The sequence below is a fragment of the Streptomyces sp. NPDC050528 genome, from assembly GCF_044457795.1.
Lineage (GTDB): Bacteria > Actinomycetota > Actinomycetes > Streptomycetales > Streptomycetaceae > Streptomyces.
This window is the reverse complement of record NZ_JBITHH010000009.1, coordinates 230,571-249,273: the sequence shown is the minus strand read 5'-3', so window position 1 is coordinate 249,273 and position 18,703 is coordinate 230,571. Positions and strand designations below refer to the sequence as shown.

At 70.8% G+C, this 18,703-nt stretch carries 14 protein-coding genes; 5 read left to right on the top strand and 9 right to left on the bottom strand.

The window, feature by feature from the left end; all coding sequences use genetic code 11:
• Positions 1-16 precede the first annotated feature (16 nt).
• A complete protein-coding gene (locus tag ACIBK4_RS30250) occupies positions 17-2,875 on the bottom strand; it encodes an AAA family ATPase (RefSeq protein WP_398999613.1) in 2,859 nt (952 codons plus the stop codon).
• A 223-nt stretch (positions 2,876-3,098) separates the two neighbouring features.
• On the opposite strand from ACIBK4_RS30250, the gene ACIBK4_RS30245 reads away from it, so the two are divergent.
• Entirely contained in the window at positions 3,099-6,038 is a 2,940-nt protein-coding gene (locus ACIBK4_RS30245) for an AAA family ATPase (protein ID WP_398999611.1), read from the top strand.
• On the opposite strand, the gene ACIBK4_RS30240 is transcribed toward ACIBK4_RS30245, so the two are convergent.
• The 4 genes from ACIBK4_RS30240 to ACIBK4_RS30225 all read right to left on the bottom strand — a co-directional run bounded on the left by ACIBK4_RS30240 (position 6,002) and on the right by ACIBK4_RS30225 (position 11,657).
• Positions 6,002-6,733, bottom strand: a complete 732-nt coding sequence (locus tag ACIBK4_RS30240; RefSeq protein ID WP_398999609.1) for an ABC transporter ATP-binding protein — start codon at positions 6,731-6,733, stop codon at positions 6,002-6,004. The genes ACIBK4_RS30245 and ACIBK4_RS30240 overlap by 37 nt on opposite strands.
• Complete coding sequence (locus ACIBK4_RS30235; protein WP_398999607.1) at positions 6,730-9,507, bottom strand: ATP-binding cassette domain-containing protein; 2,778 nt, start codon at positions 9,505-9,507, stop codon at positions 6,730-6,732. Before ACIBK4_RS30235 ends, ACIBK4_RS30240 begins: the two co-directional genes overlap by 4 nt.
• 30 nt (positions 9,508-9,537) lie before the next feature.
• The gene (locus tag ACIBK4_RS30230) at positions 9,538-10,809 is read right to left on the bottom strand and encodes an ABC transporter substrate-binding protein (protein WP_398999604.1); all 1,272 of its coding nucleotides are present in this window, start codon (positions 10,807-10,809) and stop codon (positions 9,538-9,540) included.
• A 380-nt stretch (positions 10,810-11,189) separates the two neighbouring features.
• Positions 11,190-11,657, bottom strand: a complete 468-nt coding sequence (locus ACIBK4_RS30225; protein ID WP_398999602.1) for a hypothetical protein — start codon at positions 11,655-11,657, stop codon at positions 11,190-11,192.
• 99 nt (positions 11,658-11,756) lie between these two features.
• Between ACIBK4_RS30225 and ACIBK4_RS30220 the strand changes: the two genes are divergently transcribed.
• Positions 11,757-12,227 carry a cupin domain-containing protein gene (locus tag ACIBK4_RS30220; RefSeq protein ID WP_398999600.1) on the top strand — a complete coding sequence of 157 codons (471 nt, stop codon included), beginning with the start codon at positions 11,757-11,759 and terminating at the stop codon, positions 12,225-12,227.
• A 55-nt stretch (positions 12,228-12,282) separates the two neighbouring features.
• On the opposite strand, the gene ACIBK4_RS30215 is transcribed toward ACIBK4_RS30220, so the two are convergent.
• Complete coding sequence (locus ACIBK4_RS30215) at positions 12,283-13,710, bottom strand: SRPBCC family protein (protein ID WP_398999598.1); 1,428 nt, start codon at positions 13,708-13,710, stop codon at positions 12,283-12,285.
• 58 nt (positions 13,711-13,768) lie between these two features.
• Complete coding sequence (locus tag ACIBK4_RS30210) at positions 13,769-14,074, bottom strand: ferredoxin (RefSeq protein ID WP_398999596.1); 306 nt, start codon at positions 14,072-14,074, stop codon at positions 13,769-13,771.
• A gap of 240 nt (positions 14,075-14,314) precedes the next feature.
• On the opposite strand from ACIBK4_RS30210, the gene ACIBK4_RS30205 reads away from it, so the two are divergent.
• Complete coding sequence (locus ACIBK4_RS30205) at positions 14,315-15,298, top strand: NAD(P)/FAD-dependent oxidoreductase (RefSeq protein WP_398999594.1); 984 nt, start codon at positions 14,315-14,317, stop codon at positions 15,296-15,298.
• A gap of 57 nt (positions 15,299-15,355) precedes the next feature.
• Here ACIBK4_RS30205 and ACIBK4_RS30200 read toward each other — a convergent pair whose 3' ends face one another.
• On the bottom strand, positions 15,356-16,945 hold the full coding sequence (locus ACIBK4_RS30200) for an FAD-dependent oxidoreductase (protein WP_398999592.1): 1,590 nt from the start codon (positions 16,943-16,945) through the stop codon (positions 15,356-15,358).
• A gap of 40 nt (positions 16,946-16,985) precedes the next feature.
• The gene (locus tag ACIBK4_RS30195; protein WP_398999590.1) at positions 16,986-17,540 is read right to left on the bottom strand and encodes a VOC family protein; all 555 of its coding nucleotides are present in this window, start codon (positions 17,538-17,540) and stop codon (positions 16,986-16,988) included.
• A 137-nt stretch (positions 17,541-17,677) separates the two neighbouring features.
• Between ACIBK4_RS30195 and ACIBK4_RS30190 the strand changes: the two genes are divergently transcribed.
• Positions 17,678-18,154, top strand: a complete 477-nt coding sequence (locus tag ACIBK4_RS30190) for a hypothetical protein (protein WP_398999588.1) — start codon at positions 17,678-17,680, stop codon at positions 18,152-18,154.
• Positions 18,155-18,185: 31 nt separating this feature from the next.
• Positions 18,186-18,692, top strand: coding sequence for a MarR family winged helix-turn-helix transcriptional regulator (locus ACIBK4_RS30185; RefSeq protein WP_398999586.1), 507 nt, complete (start codon positions 18,186-18,188; stop codon positions 18,690-18,692).
• The last annotated feature ends 11 nt before the right edge of the window (positions 18,693-18,703 follow it).

The window sequence follows — 18,703 nt, the reverse complement described above, 5'->3', positions numbered from 1 at the left end:
TCCGCCGATACGTCCGTCACGGCCGCCTCGCTCCGCCCGGGCCCGGCCCGGCACCACCGGCCCCTGCGGGTGTGCCGTCCGGTGCTGGCACGCGGCGGGCGAGGCTGCCGTCCAGCCAGGCCGCGGCGAGTTCCACCCGGGAGCGGCATCCCGTGCGCCGGAAGAGCCGGCTGAGCCGCCGTTCCACGGTCTTCTCGCTCCACGCGAGCCGCGCCGCGATCTGCCGGTTGGTCGCCCCCTCGCTGACCAACGTGGTCAGCCGGACCTCGTCCTCGCCGAACCCGTCGTAGGCCGGACGCGTTCTCGGTAGCCCCAAGGTCCGCCGCCGTGTCATGTGGCCGAGTGTCGTGCGGGTGGCCCGCCCGATCCCCAGCGACTGCGCGATCCGCGACGCCTCGGCCAGCCACGGCTCGGACTCGTCGCCGATCTCCATCAGGCACAGGCAACACAGCAGGCCCAGGTAGGCGTCGCCGCGCCGACGGACCGACCGGAGCGCGGCCAGCGCGCTGTCCGTGTCGCCGTGCACCAGGCCGCGGCCGAAGAGCAGCGCCTCGTGCGTCATGGGAGAACCCACCAGCGCGTGCAGCGCCTCCAGTTCGTCCAGCGCCGCCGGCATGACCTGCGGCAGGCCCGCCACCAGAGCGAAGGACACGTACCGCACCAGCACCTTCTCCGTACCCGAGTGCAGACCGTGCTCGCGCGCCCGTCGTACGTCCCTGAGGGCCGCCGTCAGCGCCGCCTCCTTCTGGCCGGACCAGAACCGCAGCCCCAGCCTGGCCCACGCGACCAGCGGGTGCGACACGGTGTCCGGAACCAACTCCAGCCAGGTCCGGGCGAGCCCCAACTCCCCACGGGTGCAATGGATGTCGGCCGCGAGCGCCCGAGCGGGATGCGCCGCGCCCGCCGTCGCACCCCGGGTCCGGCTGCGCGCCTCGATCCGACGGGCGGACACCAGGGCCCGGTCCCAGTCGCCGTCAAGATAGTCGCGGACCATGGCGTGGTACCAGGCGGCGGTGCTGTCCCCGGCCCCGGTGTACCGGTCCCCGAGCACGGCGGCCAGGGCATCGGCGAGGTCCGCGTGGGCGGCCGCGATCCGCAGCCGGTCCACCTTCGGCGCGCCGTCCCCATCGGGCGGCAGGGTGCGCATCGCGGCCGACAGATCGGCCCGGCTGCCCGTAGCCGTGGCCAGCACCCGCAGTTCCGCTACGGAGGGCAGCGGCCCGGACTCCGTCCGGCACTCGGCGTCCGACGCCCGCCGGCTATCGCCTTCCGGCCGGGGCATTACCGGACCGAGCCCGAACGGGCCGACCAGCTCCGCGCATTGGGTTACGACGGGCAGCGGATCGCCGACCTCACCGGCCTGGGCGTCGGCGTCGCGGAGGTCGGGCGGCCGGTGCTCGTGCAGGGACGCCAGCGCCCACACCCCGGCGACGAAGTCCAGGCACTCCCGGTCCCGCTCCTCGGCCGGGGACGCGGTCAGTCGGGCGAGCAGTGGTGCGCCCAGTGCCAGCGCACCGGTGTGGTCGGCGTGGCGCAGGCTCAACTCGGCTGACTCGCGCAGCACTTCAGGCGTCCGGCGATCGTGCGGGGTGAGGCGCCCGAGGGCCGAGGAGTAGGCGCGCACCGATCGGGGCCAGTCCGATCTGGCGTCCGTGCGCGCCGCCGCGAGGAGCACGTCGACCGCGAGGGCGTCGTCGAGTTCGGCCCCGGCGGCCGTCACGTGTTCGGCCAGGCGCGGGTAGCAGCTGCCCGCCGTCACCGCGCCGAGCCGATCGGTCAACGACCTGGTGATCAGGGCGTGCAGCGACGACACGTCATGGTGGGTGGGCAGGGCGCGCAGTGCCGCCGCGAGGGCCGGAACGGCGAACGCGATCCGGCCGTCCCCGTCGACGGTCAGAATTCCGTCCCTGACCAGCGGGGTGAGCGCCCGGTCGACGAGGCCGGCCCGGCGCGGGCCGCCCGGCTTCAGCCGGAGCAGCTCGTCCAGCCGTATCTCCGCGTGTTCGAGGTTGCGGGCCACCGCTGCGGCGGCGTCCAGACCGGCGGCGTCCGGCGGCGGACCCGGCCAGCAGAGCCGGGTCAGTTCGGTCACGTCGGTGGTAAGGCGCAGGGCCAACTCCGGTTCGGTCAGGCAGACATGGCCGTCGAGTTCCAGGAGGTCGCCCTGTTCGCGCAGCGCGTCGAGCACCGACAGCACGGCCTCGGGGGTGCCCGCCATCGGGCCCAGCGCGCCCAACACCGCTGTCACGAGGGCGGGTTCGACCGGGCGGCCGAGCCGCCGTACGACGAGGGCCTCGATGTCGGAAGGCCGCAGTGGCGGCAGTTCGAGCAGCCGGTCGGCTGCCGCCGTCAGCGGCGAGGAGCCGTCGGCTCCGGGCCGGATCGGTCGTCCGGCCAGCACCATCGGCACCCCGGCCGGGCGGAAGACGCGCAGCAGCAGGCCGAGGGCGGATGCCGTCGGGCGCGGCATCCGTTCGACGTCGTCGACCACCACGGCAAAGGGGATGTGCGCCGCCGCGTCCGTGAGTATCTCGCCCAGCACGGACAACAGGGCCAACTCGCCGTCCTGGCCGCTGCTTTGGAGCCGGATCCGACGCACCGCACCGACCCGGACCGGGCTGCGACGGTCATGGAACTTGGCCAGCACCGAATGGACCCCGTCGGCCAGCGCGGCCGCACCGGGCGGGTTCTCGCCGTCGTGACAGCGCATCCGTAGGACCCGGGCGCCTTGCTCGGTCGCTTCGCGCCGGGCCTGTTCCACCACGGCGGTCTTGCCCGAGCCGGGGCCTCCGACGACCAGCAGGGTGCGGGCCGAGGTGCCGGTGGAGAGCAGGGTCTCCGCCACGACCCGGATCTCGTTGTCCCTGCCGATCACAGGTCCCCCTTCCCGCATGTTCACCCCTTCCGGGTGGCGGTGTGCTTCCCGTTCCCGCACGTTCCTTCCCGTTCCTGCTGTCCGACGGAAAGGGCGGTGTGAATGTGATCATAATGTGGATGCGCGTCCAGGTTCCGGACACAGAGCCGACCGGGGACGCCGAGAATTTGCGGGCTCGTCACCGTTCGCCCAGCACAAGTCGTCGAGGAGAGCGCGGGGGACTGTGACTGCTCATCTAACCGGTCGTGAAAGGGAGTTGGGCGAGGTTCATGGCTGGTTGCGGGATCCCGGTGGGCCGCGTCTGGTGCTGGTGCGAGGTGAACTGGGCGTAGGGCGAACCGAGTTCATGCGTGGCGTCAGTGAACGGCTGCGCGCTGAGGGGATGTTGGTCCGCACGATGGGCTGTGTCCCGGGTGACGGCACACGGCCGTTCCTCCTCGCGCTGCGGCTGGTCATGGTGCTGGAGGAACGCCGGTCCGCGGAGGCGCTGCGGGCGGCCGGGCGGGGTGACGGGACGGCGATGGCCGGACTGCTGCGCGTCGCTCTGGCCCGGTCCGCGTCCGTGGTCCTGGTGCTGGACGACCTCCAGCACGCCGACGCCGAATCGCTTGCGCTGCTCGGCGGAACCGACTTCGCAGGGGTGCCGTCCGGGGTCCGGCTGGTGGCGTCGGTGGTGGGGCGCGGCGGGCGGGAGGCGGACAGCCCGACGTTACGGCGGTCTGGTGCCGGTGCCGGTGCCGGTGCGGCTGTGGAAGGGTTGGAGGAGGTTCGGGGAGCCCGCGCGATCGTGTTGCCCCGCCTCGGGCCGGAGCAGGTAATCGCCCTGATGGCACGGCAGTTGGGGGCGACTCCCGACACCGGTCTGGCCCGGCGCGTGCACGAACTGACACGTGGAGTGCCCGGGGCGGTCGACGCCCTGCTCGCCGCGTGGTCACGGCAAGGAGCGATCAAGGTCGCGGACGGTCACGCCTTCGTCGGGGTGCGGACGCCGACACCGGTCTTGCCGGAGAGCGACCGGTTCATGCGGGCTTTTGACGTGCTGAGCGAGCCGTGTCGTGCGGTGGCGGGGGCGCTGAGCATCCTGTGGCCGCTCGGCGAGCAGGTCGTAGAGCTGATCACGGCGTCGGTCGGACTGTCCGCCGACGAGGTCCGCGACGCTATCCGCGAGCTGATCGACGCCGAGATCGTCGAAGAGTTGACGGGGCCGGGCGGTACGGCGGGAGGCTGGACGTTCCGTGTTCCGCTGGCGGCACATGCCGTGCGTGAGCGGCTCGGGCCGCTGGAACGCAGCCGGCTCTCCGCAACCGCCGTGCGGACACTGTGGGCGGACGCGGATGCGGCGGTCCCCGCGTCCGGGGCGACACGGTCGGCGACGTCCGCGCTCGACGACGTGGACGCGGTGGTCTACCTCGCGGACCGGATCGCGGAAGCGGGGACCCTGGTCGAACGGGAGCGTGCGGTAAGGGAGTTGACGGCTGCGGCGGAGCGTCTGCATCCCGATTCCGAGGGCAGGGGAATGCTCCGGTGGTGCCGGGCGGCCGGCCATCTCGTCGAGCGTCCCGCCGACCGTGTTCCGGCGCTTCAGCGGTACGCCGTCGCCGCCTATTTCGCGGGGGACTTCCGGACCGCGCGGACCATCGCCGAGTCGATCCTGCGCGACCGTCCGGACATCCTCGGCCGACTTGAACTGCAGGAGACCGCCACCCTGTTCACGGTCGCGACGGCCAACGCCCTTGACTGGCGGGCACTTTCGCGACTGGCCACGGAACAGTGGTGGGAGGAGCTGCGGTTGCCCGTCCTGGCCGCCACCACCGGCCGGGCGCTGGCCCTGTGTCTGCTGGCGAGATGGCGTGAGGCACTGGACCTCCTGGTGCGGACGGAACCGGTATGGAGCACCGACGTCCGCGCGGCCGCCAACCCCGGTTGCTTCCGGGCCGCCGCGGAACTGGCCCTCGGTCGACCGGAGCGGTTCCGGCACTCACTGGCCCTTCCGGAAGCACCGCACATCGGCCCCGACCACGCGTACACACTGACCGTCGCCAAGTTCGACGAGTTGCTCAACGCCGGTGACCTGCACGCGGGCGAGACCCTCCTGGCGACTCAGCGCCTGGCGCCCCAACTGCTGCCCCGGCACAGCCAGTTCCTCCACCACCACCTCCGGGGCGAGTGGGACGCGGCACTGGAACCCGCGCGCTGGATGCTGGCGAACAACGGCATCCATACGGCGGCGATCGACCACTATGTCGTTCCCGCACGGACCGCCGCGATCCTGCTCGCCCGGGGCCGCGTCACCAGCGCCCGTCGCCTGATCGACAGCGTGCGCGCCGAGGGAGAGGGTCCGCCGGAGTACTCACTGGACGCCTGCGAAGCCGAGCTGCTGCGGACTCTCGGCGATCCGGCCGGCGCCGAGAAGACACTGCGGCGCGGCCTGGACGCGGCGGACGCACACGACCAGATCGCCGGAACCGATGAACTCTGGGCCGCCCTCGCCGAGTTGCTCGCGGACGCGGGACGCACGGCCGAGGCGATGAGCTGCCTGGGACGCCTGGAACGGATCTCCGACCGGATGGACACCGGAAGGACCCGGCTGAGATACCTGCTGGCGTCGGCCCAGGTGCTACGGCTGGACAGTCCCGTCACCGTCGGGGAGAACGTGCGAGAGGCCGTAGCACTGGCACGCTCGCGCAACCAGCCGTTCGAGATGGCAGTGACCTTCGTAGCCGCCGCAGACACAGGTGGCGCCCCGACCACGCTCCTGCGCGAGGCGTACGAACTCTTCGGGGAGTGCGGTGCCGTACTGGAGCGGTTCCACGCCCGGGCCGCCCTGCGCGCGGCCGGGATCGCCGTGCCCGGCCGCAGGCAAGCCACCGTCGAAAGCGAACAGTTGCTCGCGACCCTGATCGCCGAAGGCCTGACCAACCGGCAGATCGCCGCGGTCCTGCGGCTCAGCGAGGACGCGGTCGCCAACCGGCTGTCCCGGCTGTTCGCCCGCACCGGGCTGCGGTCTCGCACGGAAGTGGTCACGGCCGTCCTCACCGGGTACGGGGCTCGCCACCGGGGCGTGAGGCGGCCGGACGGGTCCGCAGGCCCATTCGTCGTCCCGATCAGGGAGGACCACGAGCACAGTCACGAGACAGGCTCCGGTGCCTGCTCGCCGAGGTAAGCGCGCTCCAGCAGACCGGGGTCCGCCGCGAGCCGCGCGGCGGACCCGCTCAACACCGTTTCGCCGTGCACCAGGACCACCGCCCGGTCCGCCACGCCGAGGGCCAGCCGGACGTGCTGCTCGACCAGCACGACCGCCGTGCCGGTGTCCTCGGCGATCCGCCGGACGACCGGCAGCAACTCCTCGACGATCACCGGCGCCAGCCCCATGCTCAACTCGTCGACGAGCAGCACCCGGGGGTCCTGGATCATGGCCCGCCCCAGCGCCAGCATCTGCTGCTCCCCACCGGAGAGCAGCCCGGCCGCGACCTTCAGCCGTTTTCCCAGCGCCGGGAAGAAGTCGAGCACCTGGTCCACACTGCTGCCCCGACGCCGCCGTGCGAGGGTCAGGTTGTCCCGCACGGTGAGCTGGGTGAACAGGGACCGGTCGTCGGGTACCAGGACCAGTCCCCGCCTGGCGACCTCACGCGCCCGCCCGCCACGGATCTCCCGCCCGCCCAGGGCGACCGCCCCGCCCAGGCGCGGCAGCAGCCCGGCGAGCGTCATCAACAGCGTTGTCTTTCCCGCCCCGTTGGGCCCCAGCAGGGCCGTGACCTCACCGGGCGGCAGCTTCAGGTCGAAGCCGCGTACCACCGGCCGGCCCTTCGTGTAGCCCGCGTCCACGCCCTCGCACGTCAGCAGTTCCCGCCCGGTCACTGGACAACCTCCCCGCGCACCTGGTCCATATCGACGTGCGTCGCACCGAGGTAGGCGGTCGTGACCCGCGGATCCGCCTTGATCTCGGCGGGAGTTCCGTCCGCGATCACCTTCCCGATGTCCAGTACCACGATGCGGTCGCACACGTCGAGCACCAGCCCCATGTCGTGGTCGATGAGCAGGACCGTCACGCCGTCGGCCCGCACGGCCCGCAGCCGGTCGCCCAGCCAGCGGCTCTCGGCGCTGTCCAGGCCGGCCGCGGGCTCGTCGAGCAGCAGCATCCGGGGGCGGCCGGCCAGGGCGCGTGCGATGGACACCAACTGCCGTCTGCCCTGGGACAGTTCACGTGCCGGCTGGTTCCGGAACCGGCTCAGGTGCAGCGTCTCGAACAGCCGGTTCCGCAGCTCCAGCCCCTGCGCGGAGCCGACATGGTCGCCGCCGTGCAGGGCGGCCGCCTCCCCGACGAGCACGTTCTCCTCCACGCTGAGGTCTTCGTAGAGCTCGATGCCCTGGAAGGTGCGTCCCAGGCCCGCCCGGCCCCGCTGGTGCGGCTTCAGCGAGGAGATCGTCCGGCCGTCGAACTCGACTGTTCCCGTACTGCGGTTGTATCCGCTGATCGCGTCGAGGAGGGTGGTCTTCCCGGCACCGTTCGGGCCGATCACGCCGACGATCTCGCCCGAGCGCACGTCGAAGGAGACCGCGTCGACGGCGACCACGCCGCCGTAGCGGACCCCGACATCGCGTACCGCGAGGAGCACCTCGCCCGGCTCGGGAACGGGTGGGCGGGAGGACGGCGCCGACTCGGCCAGGATGTCGGCGTCCTGGCCGAGGGCGGAGGGGCGGCGCTTGCGCCGAAGCCGGGCCGACAGTTCGTGCGCCGGGCCGACAAGGCCTTCCGGGTTCGTGATCACGGTGAGGACGAGACCGATGCCCATGATCACGTCGTACCACTCGCCCAGGGACAGGGCCCGGTCCAGGAGGACGGGCAGCAGGCCCCCGGCTCCCATCACCCCGGCCACGAGGCCGCCGGACAGGGCGGTGATGCCCGCCAGGTACGCGGTGGCGAACAGGCCCAGGCCTCCGATCGCGGTGAACATCTCGGCGTCGGCGACGGTCTGTTGGTAGCCCAGCAGGGCGCCCCCGAGCCCGGCGATGAACGCCCCGATCGCGAAGGCGACGATCTTCGTACGGGCGACGTCGATGCCCGCCGCCGCGGCCGACCGTTCGTTGGCACGCACGGCGAGCATCGCGGCGCCGAGCCTGCTGCGGCGCAGCCACGCCACACCCAGGCCGACGAGCAGCAGCACCACCAGACACAGCAACGCGAACGGGATGCGTGGATAGTCGTCGCCCGCTCCGATGCCCAGGTCGATCCCGAACAGGCGGGGCGAGGGCACCTTCGAGCCGCCCAGGCCGCCGTTGAGCTGGGTGTTGCGGAACCAGAAGGCCTCCAGGGCCACGGCCAGCGCGACCGTGACCACAGCCGCCGGCAGGCCACGGATCCGCAGCGCGGGCAGCCCGATCACCACCCCGATCACCGTCGCCGCCAAGGCCGCCAGCAACGGAGCGAACGGAAAGGGGACACCCCACTCGACGCTCAGCCTGCTCAGGCTGAACGCGCCGACCCCGGCCAGGGTCAGCTGAGCCAGTGAGACCTGGCCGGCGAACCCGGTGACGACCACCAGTGACAGCGAGATCACCGCCAGGGTCAGCGAGGTGATCACGGCCGCGCGGATGCTCCCGGTGGTGGCGAAGAGGACGACGACGGCCAGGGCCGTACTCACGACCGCCGGGACCAGGACGCGGTCGGGTCGCGGTGCCCGGCCCAACGCCTGCTGGATCAGCGAGCCGCGGCTGGGCAGCGGCCGGCCGCGGACTACGAGGTAGGCCAAAATGACGGCCAGCGGCACGAGTTGGGCCAGACCGGCCTGGGGCAGCCACGACCACTTCCCCTGAAGGAACTGCAGTTCCGACTGAAGCATCCCGATGACCAGACCCGCTCCCACGGCGGGGATCAGCGCGGTGAAGTTGCCGACCAGGGCTGCTGCCAGGGCCGGCACGATGAACAGGGTGTAGGAGACCGGGACCAACGGCACGATCGGGGCGATCAGGATGCCGGACAGCCCGGCGACGGCCGAGCTGAGCGCCCAGTTCGCCACCGCGATCCGCTCCGGCGACAACCCGCTGACCAGCGCGCCCTTCTCCGACTCCGCCGCCGCCCGGGCCGTGAGACCGAAGCGGGTCAGCCGGAACACCAGGGCCAGGACGACGGTCAGTACGACGATCACCGCCGCGAACCACAGCCGGTCGCCGGGGATGAGCGAACCGCCCCAGGACACCGGGTCGTTGGGCAGGATGGCCTTGACCGAAACGGCCCCCGTGCCCACCGCCGCGGCGAGCACGGCCTGGATCACCAGCATCACCCCGATCGAGGCGACGGCCTTGGCCACCGGCGGCGCGGTCCGCAGCGGCCGGAACACCAGCCCGTACAGCGCGATCCCCAACACGGCAGTCAGGGCAACGGAGATGACCATTGCCGGGAAGAGGCCGAGCGGACCGCCGAGGCCGACCTTCTTCGGCACACCGGGCAGCGGCACCAGCAACTCGCCCTGGCGCAGGAACGCGTAGGTGTACGCGCTGTACAACGCGGTCGCCCCGGTGGCGAAGTTGACGACCCCGGAACTGCGGAAGGTGAGCACGAGTGCCAGCGCGAGGGCACCGAACACCGCACCGCTTCCCAGCCCCAGCAACAGAAACACGACGTACTGGCTCATCGGCGAGACCGTCCCTTCCGGTTGCTCCGACTACCGTGCGAACAACGGGCTGGGATCGACGACCCCCATTTTGCCCAGCTTTCCGCCGGACATGGTGCCGGTGACCTCCTTCGCCGAGCAGGCCGACGGCAGCCCCGGTACCGCCTTGGAGTCACAGGTGAAGGTGATGCCGTGGCCGGCGGGCAGGACGACGTTCTTCGCCGAGTGCAGAGCCGCGGTGATCGTCTTCGACGAGACCGTGCCCGTCAGACCGTGCAGGGCGCGCACCAGACCGAGCACGCCCTGGTAGCCGATGGCCGCGTACCCCTGGGTCGGTGTGCTGGGGCTGTACTCCTTCATCACCTGGCGGTACAGCTGGGCCTCGATGTCGTCGCTCGCCACGTCGAAGCTGCTGAACACCTGGAGTCCGTCCATGCCCGGGCCCACCGCGTCGACGACCTCGGGGGCCACGCACGACTGGACGGACATCCGCGCGATGCCGGCCCCGAGCGTGCCCATCGCCTGGAGCACGGAGGTGCACACGGTCGACTCTCCGACGATGGCGACGGCGTCGGGCTTGTTCCGCAGCGCGGCACTCACCTGAGGTGACGCGTCCGGTGTGCCCGCCGCTATGGTCACGATCTGCAGGCCGACACCGGCCTTGGCGAAGACGGGCTTGCCGATGGCCTCGACACCGCTGACCGCGGCGGGCGCGTCGATCACGAAAGCGGCGACCTTCTTGTAGCCCTTCTCCTTGGCGTACGCGGCCATCGACGTCATGGTCGTCGGGAATCCTCCCGTCCAGGAGAAGGCGTTGGCGGTGGTGCCCTCGGAGTTGCTGGCGGCGATGGAGGTCGTCCAGGGAATCCCGGCCCCGGTCACGATCGGCACCATGGAGTCACCCAGGCCGCTGCTGGTCAGGACGACCGCGTCGACCTTCTGCTCGACCATCTGGTTCGCGCAGTCCCGTGCCGTCGCCGGCTCCTCCTTGGTCTTGCAGATGACCAACTCGATCGGTCTGCCGGCGATTCCGCCGAGGTTGGCGTTGGCGTACTTCATGGCCGCCTGGGCGGATTCCCTGGTCTCGGGCTGGCTGATCGCGGAGCCGCCCTCATTGGTGATGAGGCCTATCTTCACCGGCGCGCCGGTGGCTTTCGTGCCGGGGAACGAGCTCGCCAGGGCGGCCGGTACTTCCGTGCCGGCAGCGGTGGTTGAACCACCCCCGCTGCCGCCGCATCCCGCGAGCAGGACCGTGGTCGACACCAGCGCGACCGCCGCGCGCGACCGGGGTGAGGAGAGGGCTCGTCCGACCGACTCGATCATGTCTGCGTCCCAACGTGTCGGCGAGTGCCCGGCACTCGCTGCGATCAGCGACCGGCGGCGCCGTGCGGCGACGCTGCCGTCCGAGAAAGTGAGGAGAGAGCCGCGCGTGGAGGTCGAACGGCACGAGGGCCGGGCGCCGCGGCAGACCATGCCGGCCGGCGTGCCGAGGGCTTGCCGAGGACTTCACGACCGGCGACGAGACGGACCTGCTCCGACGAAGGGAGAGGGGCAGCCGATCCCCGGAAGCAGTGGCCCGCAAGGAAGAAGAGTATACGTAATTGAGGCACCCTGGAATGGGTCGTGCGCGATCTGTCCATGATGAAAGCCCCTCATTCGGCATCGCGCCTGGAATGAGGGGCCGAAATTTAGAGGCGGTCCGGTCAGTGATCGCGATGGATCCAGCCCGCGTCGTGCCAGTAGGTCTCAAGGTTCTCCATCGGCTCGGGCCAGGTCTCGACGTAGGTGACGCCCTCCGGTCCGGCCGTCATGAGGTAGGGGGTCCCCGCCTCGCTGATCCAGAACTCGCCCGGACCGACAGTCCGGCTGCCCTCCTCCCCGTCCTTGCCCCAGGTGACATGGAACGCGCCGCCGAAGACGATGATCAACTCGTCGAGGTTGTGATGGTGGCGGGGGACCGCGAAGTTCGGCGCGCACCGCAGGCCGTTCAGGTTGAACGACGGGTCCACCTTCGTCGACCACCACATGTTCCCTTTGAAGGTCTGCTCCATGTCGACCGGAGCGTCGGCCAGGAGACCGCCCTCGTGCCACAGATACGTGGGAGCGGACTGGTCGACCGGCAGCTCGATCCAGCCCTCGTCCGACAGCAGATTGAAGAACTCGATTCCCATGCCCCGATAGTGGGGACCGGGCCGGGACGTGTCATGCGTGAATCCCGATGAGCGGAACCTCTCGACGACACGGTGTCCGGCCGTGCGTACCGTCGCCGCGTGACTCTTACATTCGGTGATCTGGTGGAAGACGCGGACTGGGTTCCGATGGGCCTGGAGCAGCAGGGCCATCCCCAGTACTTCTGGAACGACGGCGGCCTGCTGCGGGACGCGCCCGTGGACTTCGCGGCGACGTTCGACGGGGCGATGTGGGTGACCACCAAGCCGATCGAGGTGGCGCGCTTCAACCGCAACCCGCTGCGCGTGCGCCCGGACTTCACGGTGCCCCGGCACCATCACAACGTCGACGAGATGCTGTTCGTCTTCGCCGGCGAATACCACATCGAGCACTACGAGTCGGGCGAGCCGCAGACCGTGCGGGTCGGCCCGGGGGACATCTTCCTCAGCCGGGCCGGCACGCCGTACACGATGACGGCGGGGCCCGAGGGTGTCACCTACATCGAGACCTGGCCGAAGCCGGTGCGGGAGCTGGAGACGCACTGGCACGACGTCGGCTGGGTCCGGCGGTAGGGCCTCGACACGATCGTGTCCCGGCCCCTGGGGGCCGGGACACGGATCGGACGGGTCAGTCGGTCCAGAGGTACCGGTCGGCGACCCGGTGGTGGTTGTAGACGGTCATCTCCTGCTCCTCGCTCAGCCGGTGGCCGTCGAAGCTGGGGGAGTGCATGCCCACGGTCACCTCCTTGGCGTTCGTCAGGTCCTGGGTGAAGATCTCGCCCAGGTCGGCCTCACGGAAGTCCTCGAAGAACTGGGGCTGGAAGTCCCGCTTCTTGTCGTAGTCGGCGACGGGGACCTGGTCCAGGCTGAAGATCTCGAACAGGCAGCTGTCCGGGTCCAGGCCGTCGGGCCGCGCCCGGTAGCCGAAGACCGAACCCTGGTTGGGCAGCAGGATCGTGTTCGGGAACACGTTCCACGCCGTACCGGCCTCCGCCCACTGCTGGGGCGTGATGTCCGGCCAGTCGTAGCCCTCCGCGAGCGACAACTCCTTGTACAGCTGGAGGTAGTACTGACCGGCGGTCATCCCCTCCGGCACCTCCGCCGTCTTCAGCGCCTCGGCGGCCCGCCAGCTCCGCTCGTTCTCCAGGCCCCGCATGTCGTCGGCGATGTACTGCACGCTCAGCGCCACGCTGAGCCGTTCGTCGGTGACGCCTCCCGTGCCCCGGTTGGCCGGGTCCTTGGCGGTGTCCTTCTTCTTCGGGCCGACGCTCGAATAGTGGGCGTGCCGCTCGTACACCGTCGTGGGAGCCCACATCCGGTTCTCGAGTTCCTTCATCGAGGCGATGTTCGTGTTCGACTTGTCGAAGCGGTAGAGCTGCGGATGCGTTCCCGCCACGTGATAGGCCTCGAGGAATCCGTCCAGCGCGGTCTTCCAGTTGCACGGCAGCAGCACGCTCTTGTGCCATCGGTAGCGCATGTTCTCGAACTGGAACGGCGCGAAGATCCGCGGGATCGGGTCGAGATATTCGAGGAGCGGCTTCGCGTCCGGGTCCATGTTGATGAACACGAACCCGCCCCACTGCTCCGCCCGCACCTGCACCAGACCGAGGTCGTCGTCCGAGCGCGGCACGAACTCCTCACGGTCGAGCACCAGCCTGATCGAACCGTCCAGGTTCCAACGCCAGCCGTGGAAGGGGCAGATGAGCGAGCCGACCCGCCCCCGGCCCCGCGCCAGCCGGGTACCGCGATGCCGGCACGCGTTGAAGTAGGCGCGGATCGAGTCCTTGCCCTCCCGCACGATCAGGATCGAATGACCACCGATCTCGTACTCGACGAAACACCCGACACCCGGCAGTTCTTCAAGGCGGCAGGCCAGCAACCACGTGCGCGTGAACACCTTTTCCAGTTCCAGCTTGAGGAACTCGGCATCCAGATAACGGCCCTTGGGCACGAACGCACGCGAAAGCCGGTACTTCTCCGGCACCTTCTCGGCGGGCACATCGCCCTCGAACCAGGGCACTCGACGGTCCACTCGGGGCTCAACCACTGCAGACACCGACAACCACTCCTCCACTCGACATGCGGGTACGGCTCCAGGCGGCCGCAAGGTGAGGTCAGCCGGCGTCGGGGCCGGCGACCTCGGTCCCGTCGGCGCGCCGCACCACGTGGATGCAGTTGCCCGGGCACTCGTCGGCGGCGTCGATCACGTCGAGACGCAGCCGGTCCGCCACATCGGCCTGCGCGCCCTCGGGCGTCAGCAGTTCGCCGTCCTCGCCGTTCTTGACGTAGGCCAGTCCGTCGTCGCCGAACTCGAAGACATCGGGGGCGTACTGGGTGCACAGACCGTCACCCGTGCACAGTTTCTGATCGATCCACACCCGCACCTCATCGCTCACGCGTGTCACCCTCCTCGTCCCCATGGACGCCGTGCCGTCATCGCGGTGGCGGTGAGAACGACTCTCCACTCGGCGTCCGGGGTCGTCCACCGGCCGTCCCATCAGCCGGGACCTGCGCCAACAGCCCTGCTCGGACCGGCCCTACACTCGGCCGGCCGCCCCCGCCGAGCCGTGCCCATCGCCGTGCCGCCCTCATCCGTGCGCCACGGCGGGACGGAACCGCAGGCGGCACGCCCCGATCCACTCTCCCCAGGAGGCCGGCCCGTGGCCGAGACCGTGACCACAGACATCCTCATCGTCGGCGCCGGCCCGATCGGGCTCTACGGCGCCTACTGCGCGGGCTTCCGCGGACTGCGGACCGTCCTGGTCGACGCGTTGCCGCAGTGCGGCGGCCAGATCACCGCGCTCTACCCGGAGAAGGAGATCCGCGACATCGCGGCCGTCCCCGGTACGCGTGGCCGTGACGTCGTCACCGCTCTCAAGGACCAGGCCGACGCGTTCGACCCGGCCTACCTCCTGGGCCGCCAGGCCGTCGATCTCACCCACTCGCCCGAGGGACGCCCCCAGGTCACCCTCTCCGACGGCATCACGGTCGACGCCGGAGCGGTCGTACTGACCGCCGGGATCGGCACGTTCACCCCGCGCACCCTCCCGGCGGGGGAGGAGTTCCTGGGGCGCGGGCTGAGCTACTTCGTCCCGGACCCGGCCGAGCACGCCGACCGTGACGTCCTCGTCGTCGGCGGCGGGGACAGCGCCGTCGACTGGGCCCTCGCCCTGCACCCGATCGCCCGCTCGGTGACCCTCGTGCACCGGCGCGGCACGTTCCGGGCCCACGCGGCGAGCGTGCGCGAACTGCGCGCCCGCGGAGTCGACATCGTCACCAACGCGCAGGTGGCGACCCTGGTCGGCGACGATCTGCTGCGCCAAGCGCACCTGCGGGTCGACGGGGAGGACGAGCCCCGGGTGGTGAAGGTGGACGCGGTCGTGGCCGCGCTCGGCTTCATCAGCAACCTCGGACCATTGGCCGACTGGGGCGTCGAACTGGAGCGGCGCACGATCGTCGTCGACACGAGGATGCGCACCACGGTCGACCGGGTCTACGCGGCCGGCGACGTCACCGCGTACCCCGGCAAGGTCCGTCTGATGTCCGTCGGCTTCGGCGAGGTGGCGACCGCCGTCAACAACGCCGCCGTCGCCCTGGACCCCGCGCTGTCCCTGTTCCCCGGTCACTCGACCGAGTCCGCCTGAACGCCCGGGTCCCTCTCGAAGAGGCTTTCTCCGAGAGGGAGTTGAGGAGCGTTGGACCTACCGGCTCGCGTCGGCCATGTCGACGACGGCGATGTAGGAGAACGCCATCGACGAACCCACGGGACCGCCCGCGCCCGGGTAGATCCGGCCGGACATCGGCGCCATCGTGTTCCCCGACGCGTACAGACCGGAGATCACCGAACCGTCGGGCCGCAGCACGCGCGCGTGCTCGTCCGTCTTCAGGCCCCCCTTGGTCCCCAGGTCGGACAGCACGATCGTGGCCGCGTAGAACGGCGGCTTGTCGATCACACCCAGGCAGGGGTTGGGCCCGTCGGTGTGGGTCCCCGCCATGTGCGTGATCATCAGGTCCCAGGGATCCTCACCCCGGCCGAACTGCTCGTCCTTGCCGTTGCGGGCGTACCCGTTGAACTGCTCGACGCTCTCCGTCAGCGCGCCCTTGGGCAGGCCGATCAGCTCCGCCAGTTCCTCCAGCGTGTCGGCCCGCTTCAGCACACCGGCGGCGAGGAACTTCTCCACGTCGAACCAGCCGGGCACCTGCGGTGCGACCGGCAGCCCCGCGAACGCCCGCTTGTTGTCGAGCTGGCGCTGGTCGAACACCCAGTGCGTGGGCAGGTGCGACACGTGCGAGGACCGGTGCGCCCTGAGCATCTCGTGACCGGCGCGGTCGTAGGGGAGACGTTCGTTGAGGTAGCGCTGTCCGGCGGCATTGACCCAGATGCCGCTCCACACCGACGTGTAGAACACCGGGCGCGTGTCGGGTACGACGAGGCCCGGCGCGAACCACGACTCGTCGAGCAGGTCCGTCGCGGCGCCGATGTCGATGCCCGCGGTGAGGGCGTCGCCGGTGTTGCCTTCGCAGCCCTGGGTCCACTCGTCGGTGACTCCGGGCTGGAACTGCTGACGCAGCGCGCCGTTCCGCTCGTAGCCGCCGGCGGCGAGCAGGACGCCCCGTCCGGCACGGAAGGTCACCGGCTCGCCCTCGCTCAGAGCCTCGACCCCGACGACCGCGCCGTCCTCGACGAGCAGGCGCTTCAGCGCGGTGTTCGTGCGCACGGTGCCGTTGCCGGTCTCCATGAACGCAAGCAGGGCGCGGCCGATGAGGGCCTGCCCGCCGATCATCTCCGCCGGGACCCCCACTCCCCAGCGCTCCGTCCACAGCGGCCTGCGCACCAGCGGTTCCAGGTCGCCTAGTTCGGACCGGTCGAGGTTCTCGGGGAAGATCGTGCGGCCCTGGGGCAGACTCCCGGGGCGCCCCGCGAAGTAGTCGGGCACGCCCTGCCAGAAGAAGCGGCCGAACCGCGGGTTCTTCTCCAACTCGTCGATCAGGGTGGGACCGGCCTGGAGGAATGCCTCCCGCAGCGCGGCCGGTGAGTCGTCGCCAACGATCGCGTCGAGGTAGGGGCGGGCGACGTCGGGGCCGTCCTCCACACCGGCCCTCAGCTCGGCCGCGTTGCCGGGCAGCCAGATCCCGGCGCCCGAATAGGCCGTGGTCCCGCCGACGTACTCCGTCTTCTCGATCACCAGCGTGCGCAGCCCACGGGAGGCCGCGGCGTACGCGCCGACCAGCCCCGCGCCCGAGCCGACGACGATGACGTCGTAGGAATCAGCTGTGCCTTCGCCGCTCATGAGGGTCCCTCTCGTGAAGTGTCGGGCATCGCGCGCATGCTCAGTGCCGGGCCGCGTTCGACGCCGCCTCAAGGTGCGCGAACCCCCGGGCGGCCTCCTCGTCGAGCTCCATGACCTCGACGAAGTGCCCCAACTCGGCCGTCATGTCGAGGTATCCGAACCGGATGGCACCGCTGTCCCCGTACTGCTTCCACGACCTGCCGCTCGCGGCGACGATCGCGGACGCCTCGTCGAAGTCGTCGACGCGGAAGCCCAGATGATGCAGCGTCGCCGGCTCCCCGGGCCTGACGGCGCCGCGATAGAGGTCGACCATGCCGCCGACCGGGCGGATGATCTCCAGGTTGGTCGGACCGGCGTTGACCAGGGCGACGTCGATGACCCACTCGTCGGCGGGCACCCCGTCCACCACGACGAAGGTGCCGCGCGGGTCGTCGGCACCGGTGGGCGGCAGACCGCCGCCGAGCGAGGACTTGAAGTGCTTGACGCACTCGACCGTCCCCAGCCTCGACTCCAGGAACGCGGCCGCGGCGTCGATGTCGTCGGTCACGTATCCGAGCTGCATGAAGTTGCGGAAGAGGTCACTCAACGATCGCACTCGGCACCCCCTTGTCCTGATCGGGCCGATGGGCCACGGGGAACGACTGTCCCGCCGCCCTTGGCGGTCGTCCATCGCGTGTCCCACCAGACGGAATCGGCCGCGTGGGCACGGCTGCGGAGTGGCACGCTGCGGCGATGACCACATCGAGTGCGGGGGCGGTGCCGGTGACCGTGGACCGGGCGGCGATCGAGCACCGGGTGATCACGATGCGCAAGTCGGTCGTCCAACTCGACTCGCTCGGACGGCTGGACAGCGCGCGCCTGGCGGACGACCCGGGCACCGGACTGGCCGTCGAGCGCGTGCTGGCCCTTCTCAACGACCTCGCCTTCGCCATCAACCGGCATGTCTGCGAAGGGGAGTTGGGCGAAGCGCCGCCGCAGACACCCGCCGCCTCGTTCGGCGTGGCCGAGCGGGCCGGGCTGATCGACGCCGAACTGGCGGCCGCCCTCGCGCCGGAGGACGGACCGCACCACGTCCTGGTGCAGCTGTGTCTGGACGCGGAACCCGAGGAGGTCGCCGCCGTCGTGGCCGCCGCGCGGTCCGGCTACCGGGAGTACGTGCGGCAGGTCACCGACTGGATCAGCGCGGGCACGCCCGGCCGGGCGGTATGAAGGTTCAAACGGCGGTGACTAAAGTGCGACCATGACCACGACGCCACGCTGGCTGGATGCCGAGGAGATGCGGGCCTGGCTCGCCTACGTCGAGTTCTCCACGCTCCTGTCCGACCACCTGAACCGTCAGCTGCGGCGCGACGCGGGAATGACGCACGCCGACTACATCCTGCTGGCGCACCTCTCCTCGATTCCGCAGGGCAGGCTGACCATGTCGGAGCTGGCCGAGCGCCTCAAGATCACCCGCAGCCGGCTGACCCACGCCGTGACCCGCCTCCAGGAGGCCGGCTACCTGGACCGCCACGAGGACCCCGAGAACCGGCGCAGCCAACTCGCCGTGCTCACCGCACAAGGACGCGAGTTCCTGGAACGCGCGGCCCCCGGCCACGTCGAGGCCGTCCGCCGCGCCGTCTTCGACGCGCTCACACCCGAGCAGGTACGCCAGTTCGCGGAGATCGGCGAGGCCATCAACGCGGCGCTCCATCGCGAGGAGGACGCCGGGGACGACCAGGAGTCGTTGCCGTGGCGTCGACGATAGGGCGGCTGTGA

Coding starts and splice junctions, on each gene's coding strand:
- ACIBK4_RS30200 (WP_398999592.1), bottom strand. CDS start 16,945: ATGAGCGGCGAAGGCACAGCTGATTCCTACGACGTCATCGTCGTCGGC.
- ACIBK4_RS30190 (WP_398999588.1), top strand. CDS start 17,678: ATGACCACATCGAGTGCGGGGGCGGTGCCGGTGACCGTGGACCGGGCG.
- ACIBK4_RS30210 (WP_398999596.1), bottom strand. CDS start 14,074: ATGGGGACGAGGAGGGTGACACGCGTGAGCGATGAGGTGCGGGTGTGG.
- ACIBK4_RS30185 (WP_398999586.1), top strand. CDS start 18,186: ATGACCACGACGCCACGCTGGCTGGATGCCGAGGAGATGCGGGCCTGG.
- ACIBK4_RS30225 (WP_398999602.1), bottom strand. CDS start 11,657: ATGGGAATCGAGTTCTTCAATCTGCTGTCGGACGAGGGCTGGATCGAG.
- ACIBK4_RS30230 (WP_398999604.1), bottom strand. CDS start 10,809: ATGATCGAGTCGGTCGGACGAGCCCTCTCCTCACCCCGGTCGCGCGCG.
- ACIBK4_RS30235 (WP_398999607.1), bottom strand. CDS start 9,507: ATGAGCCAGTACGTCGTGTTTCTGTTGCTGGGGCTGGGAAGCGGTGCG.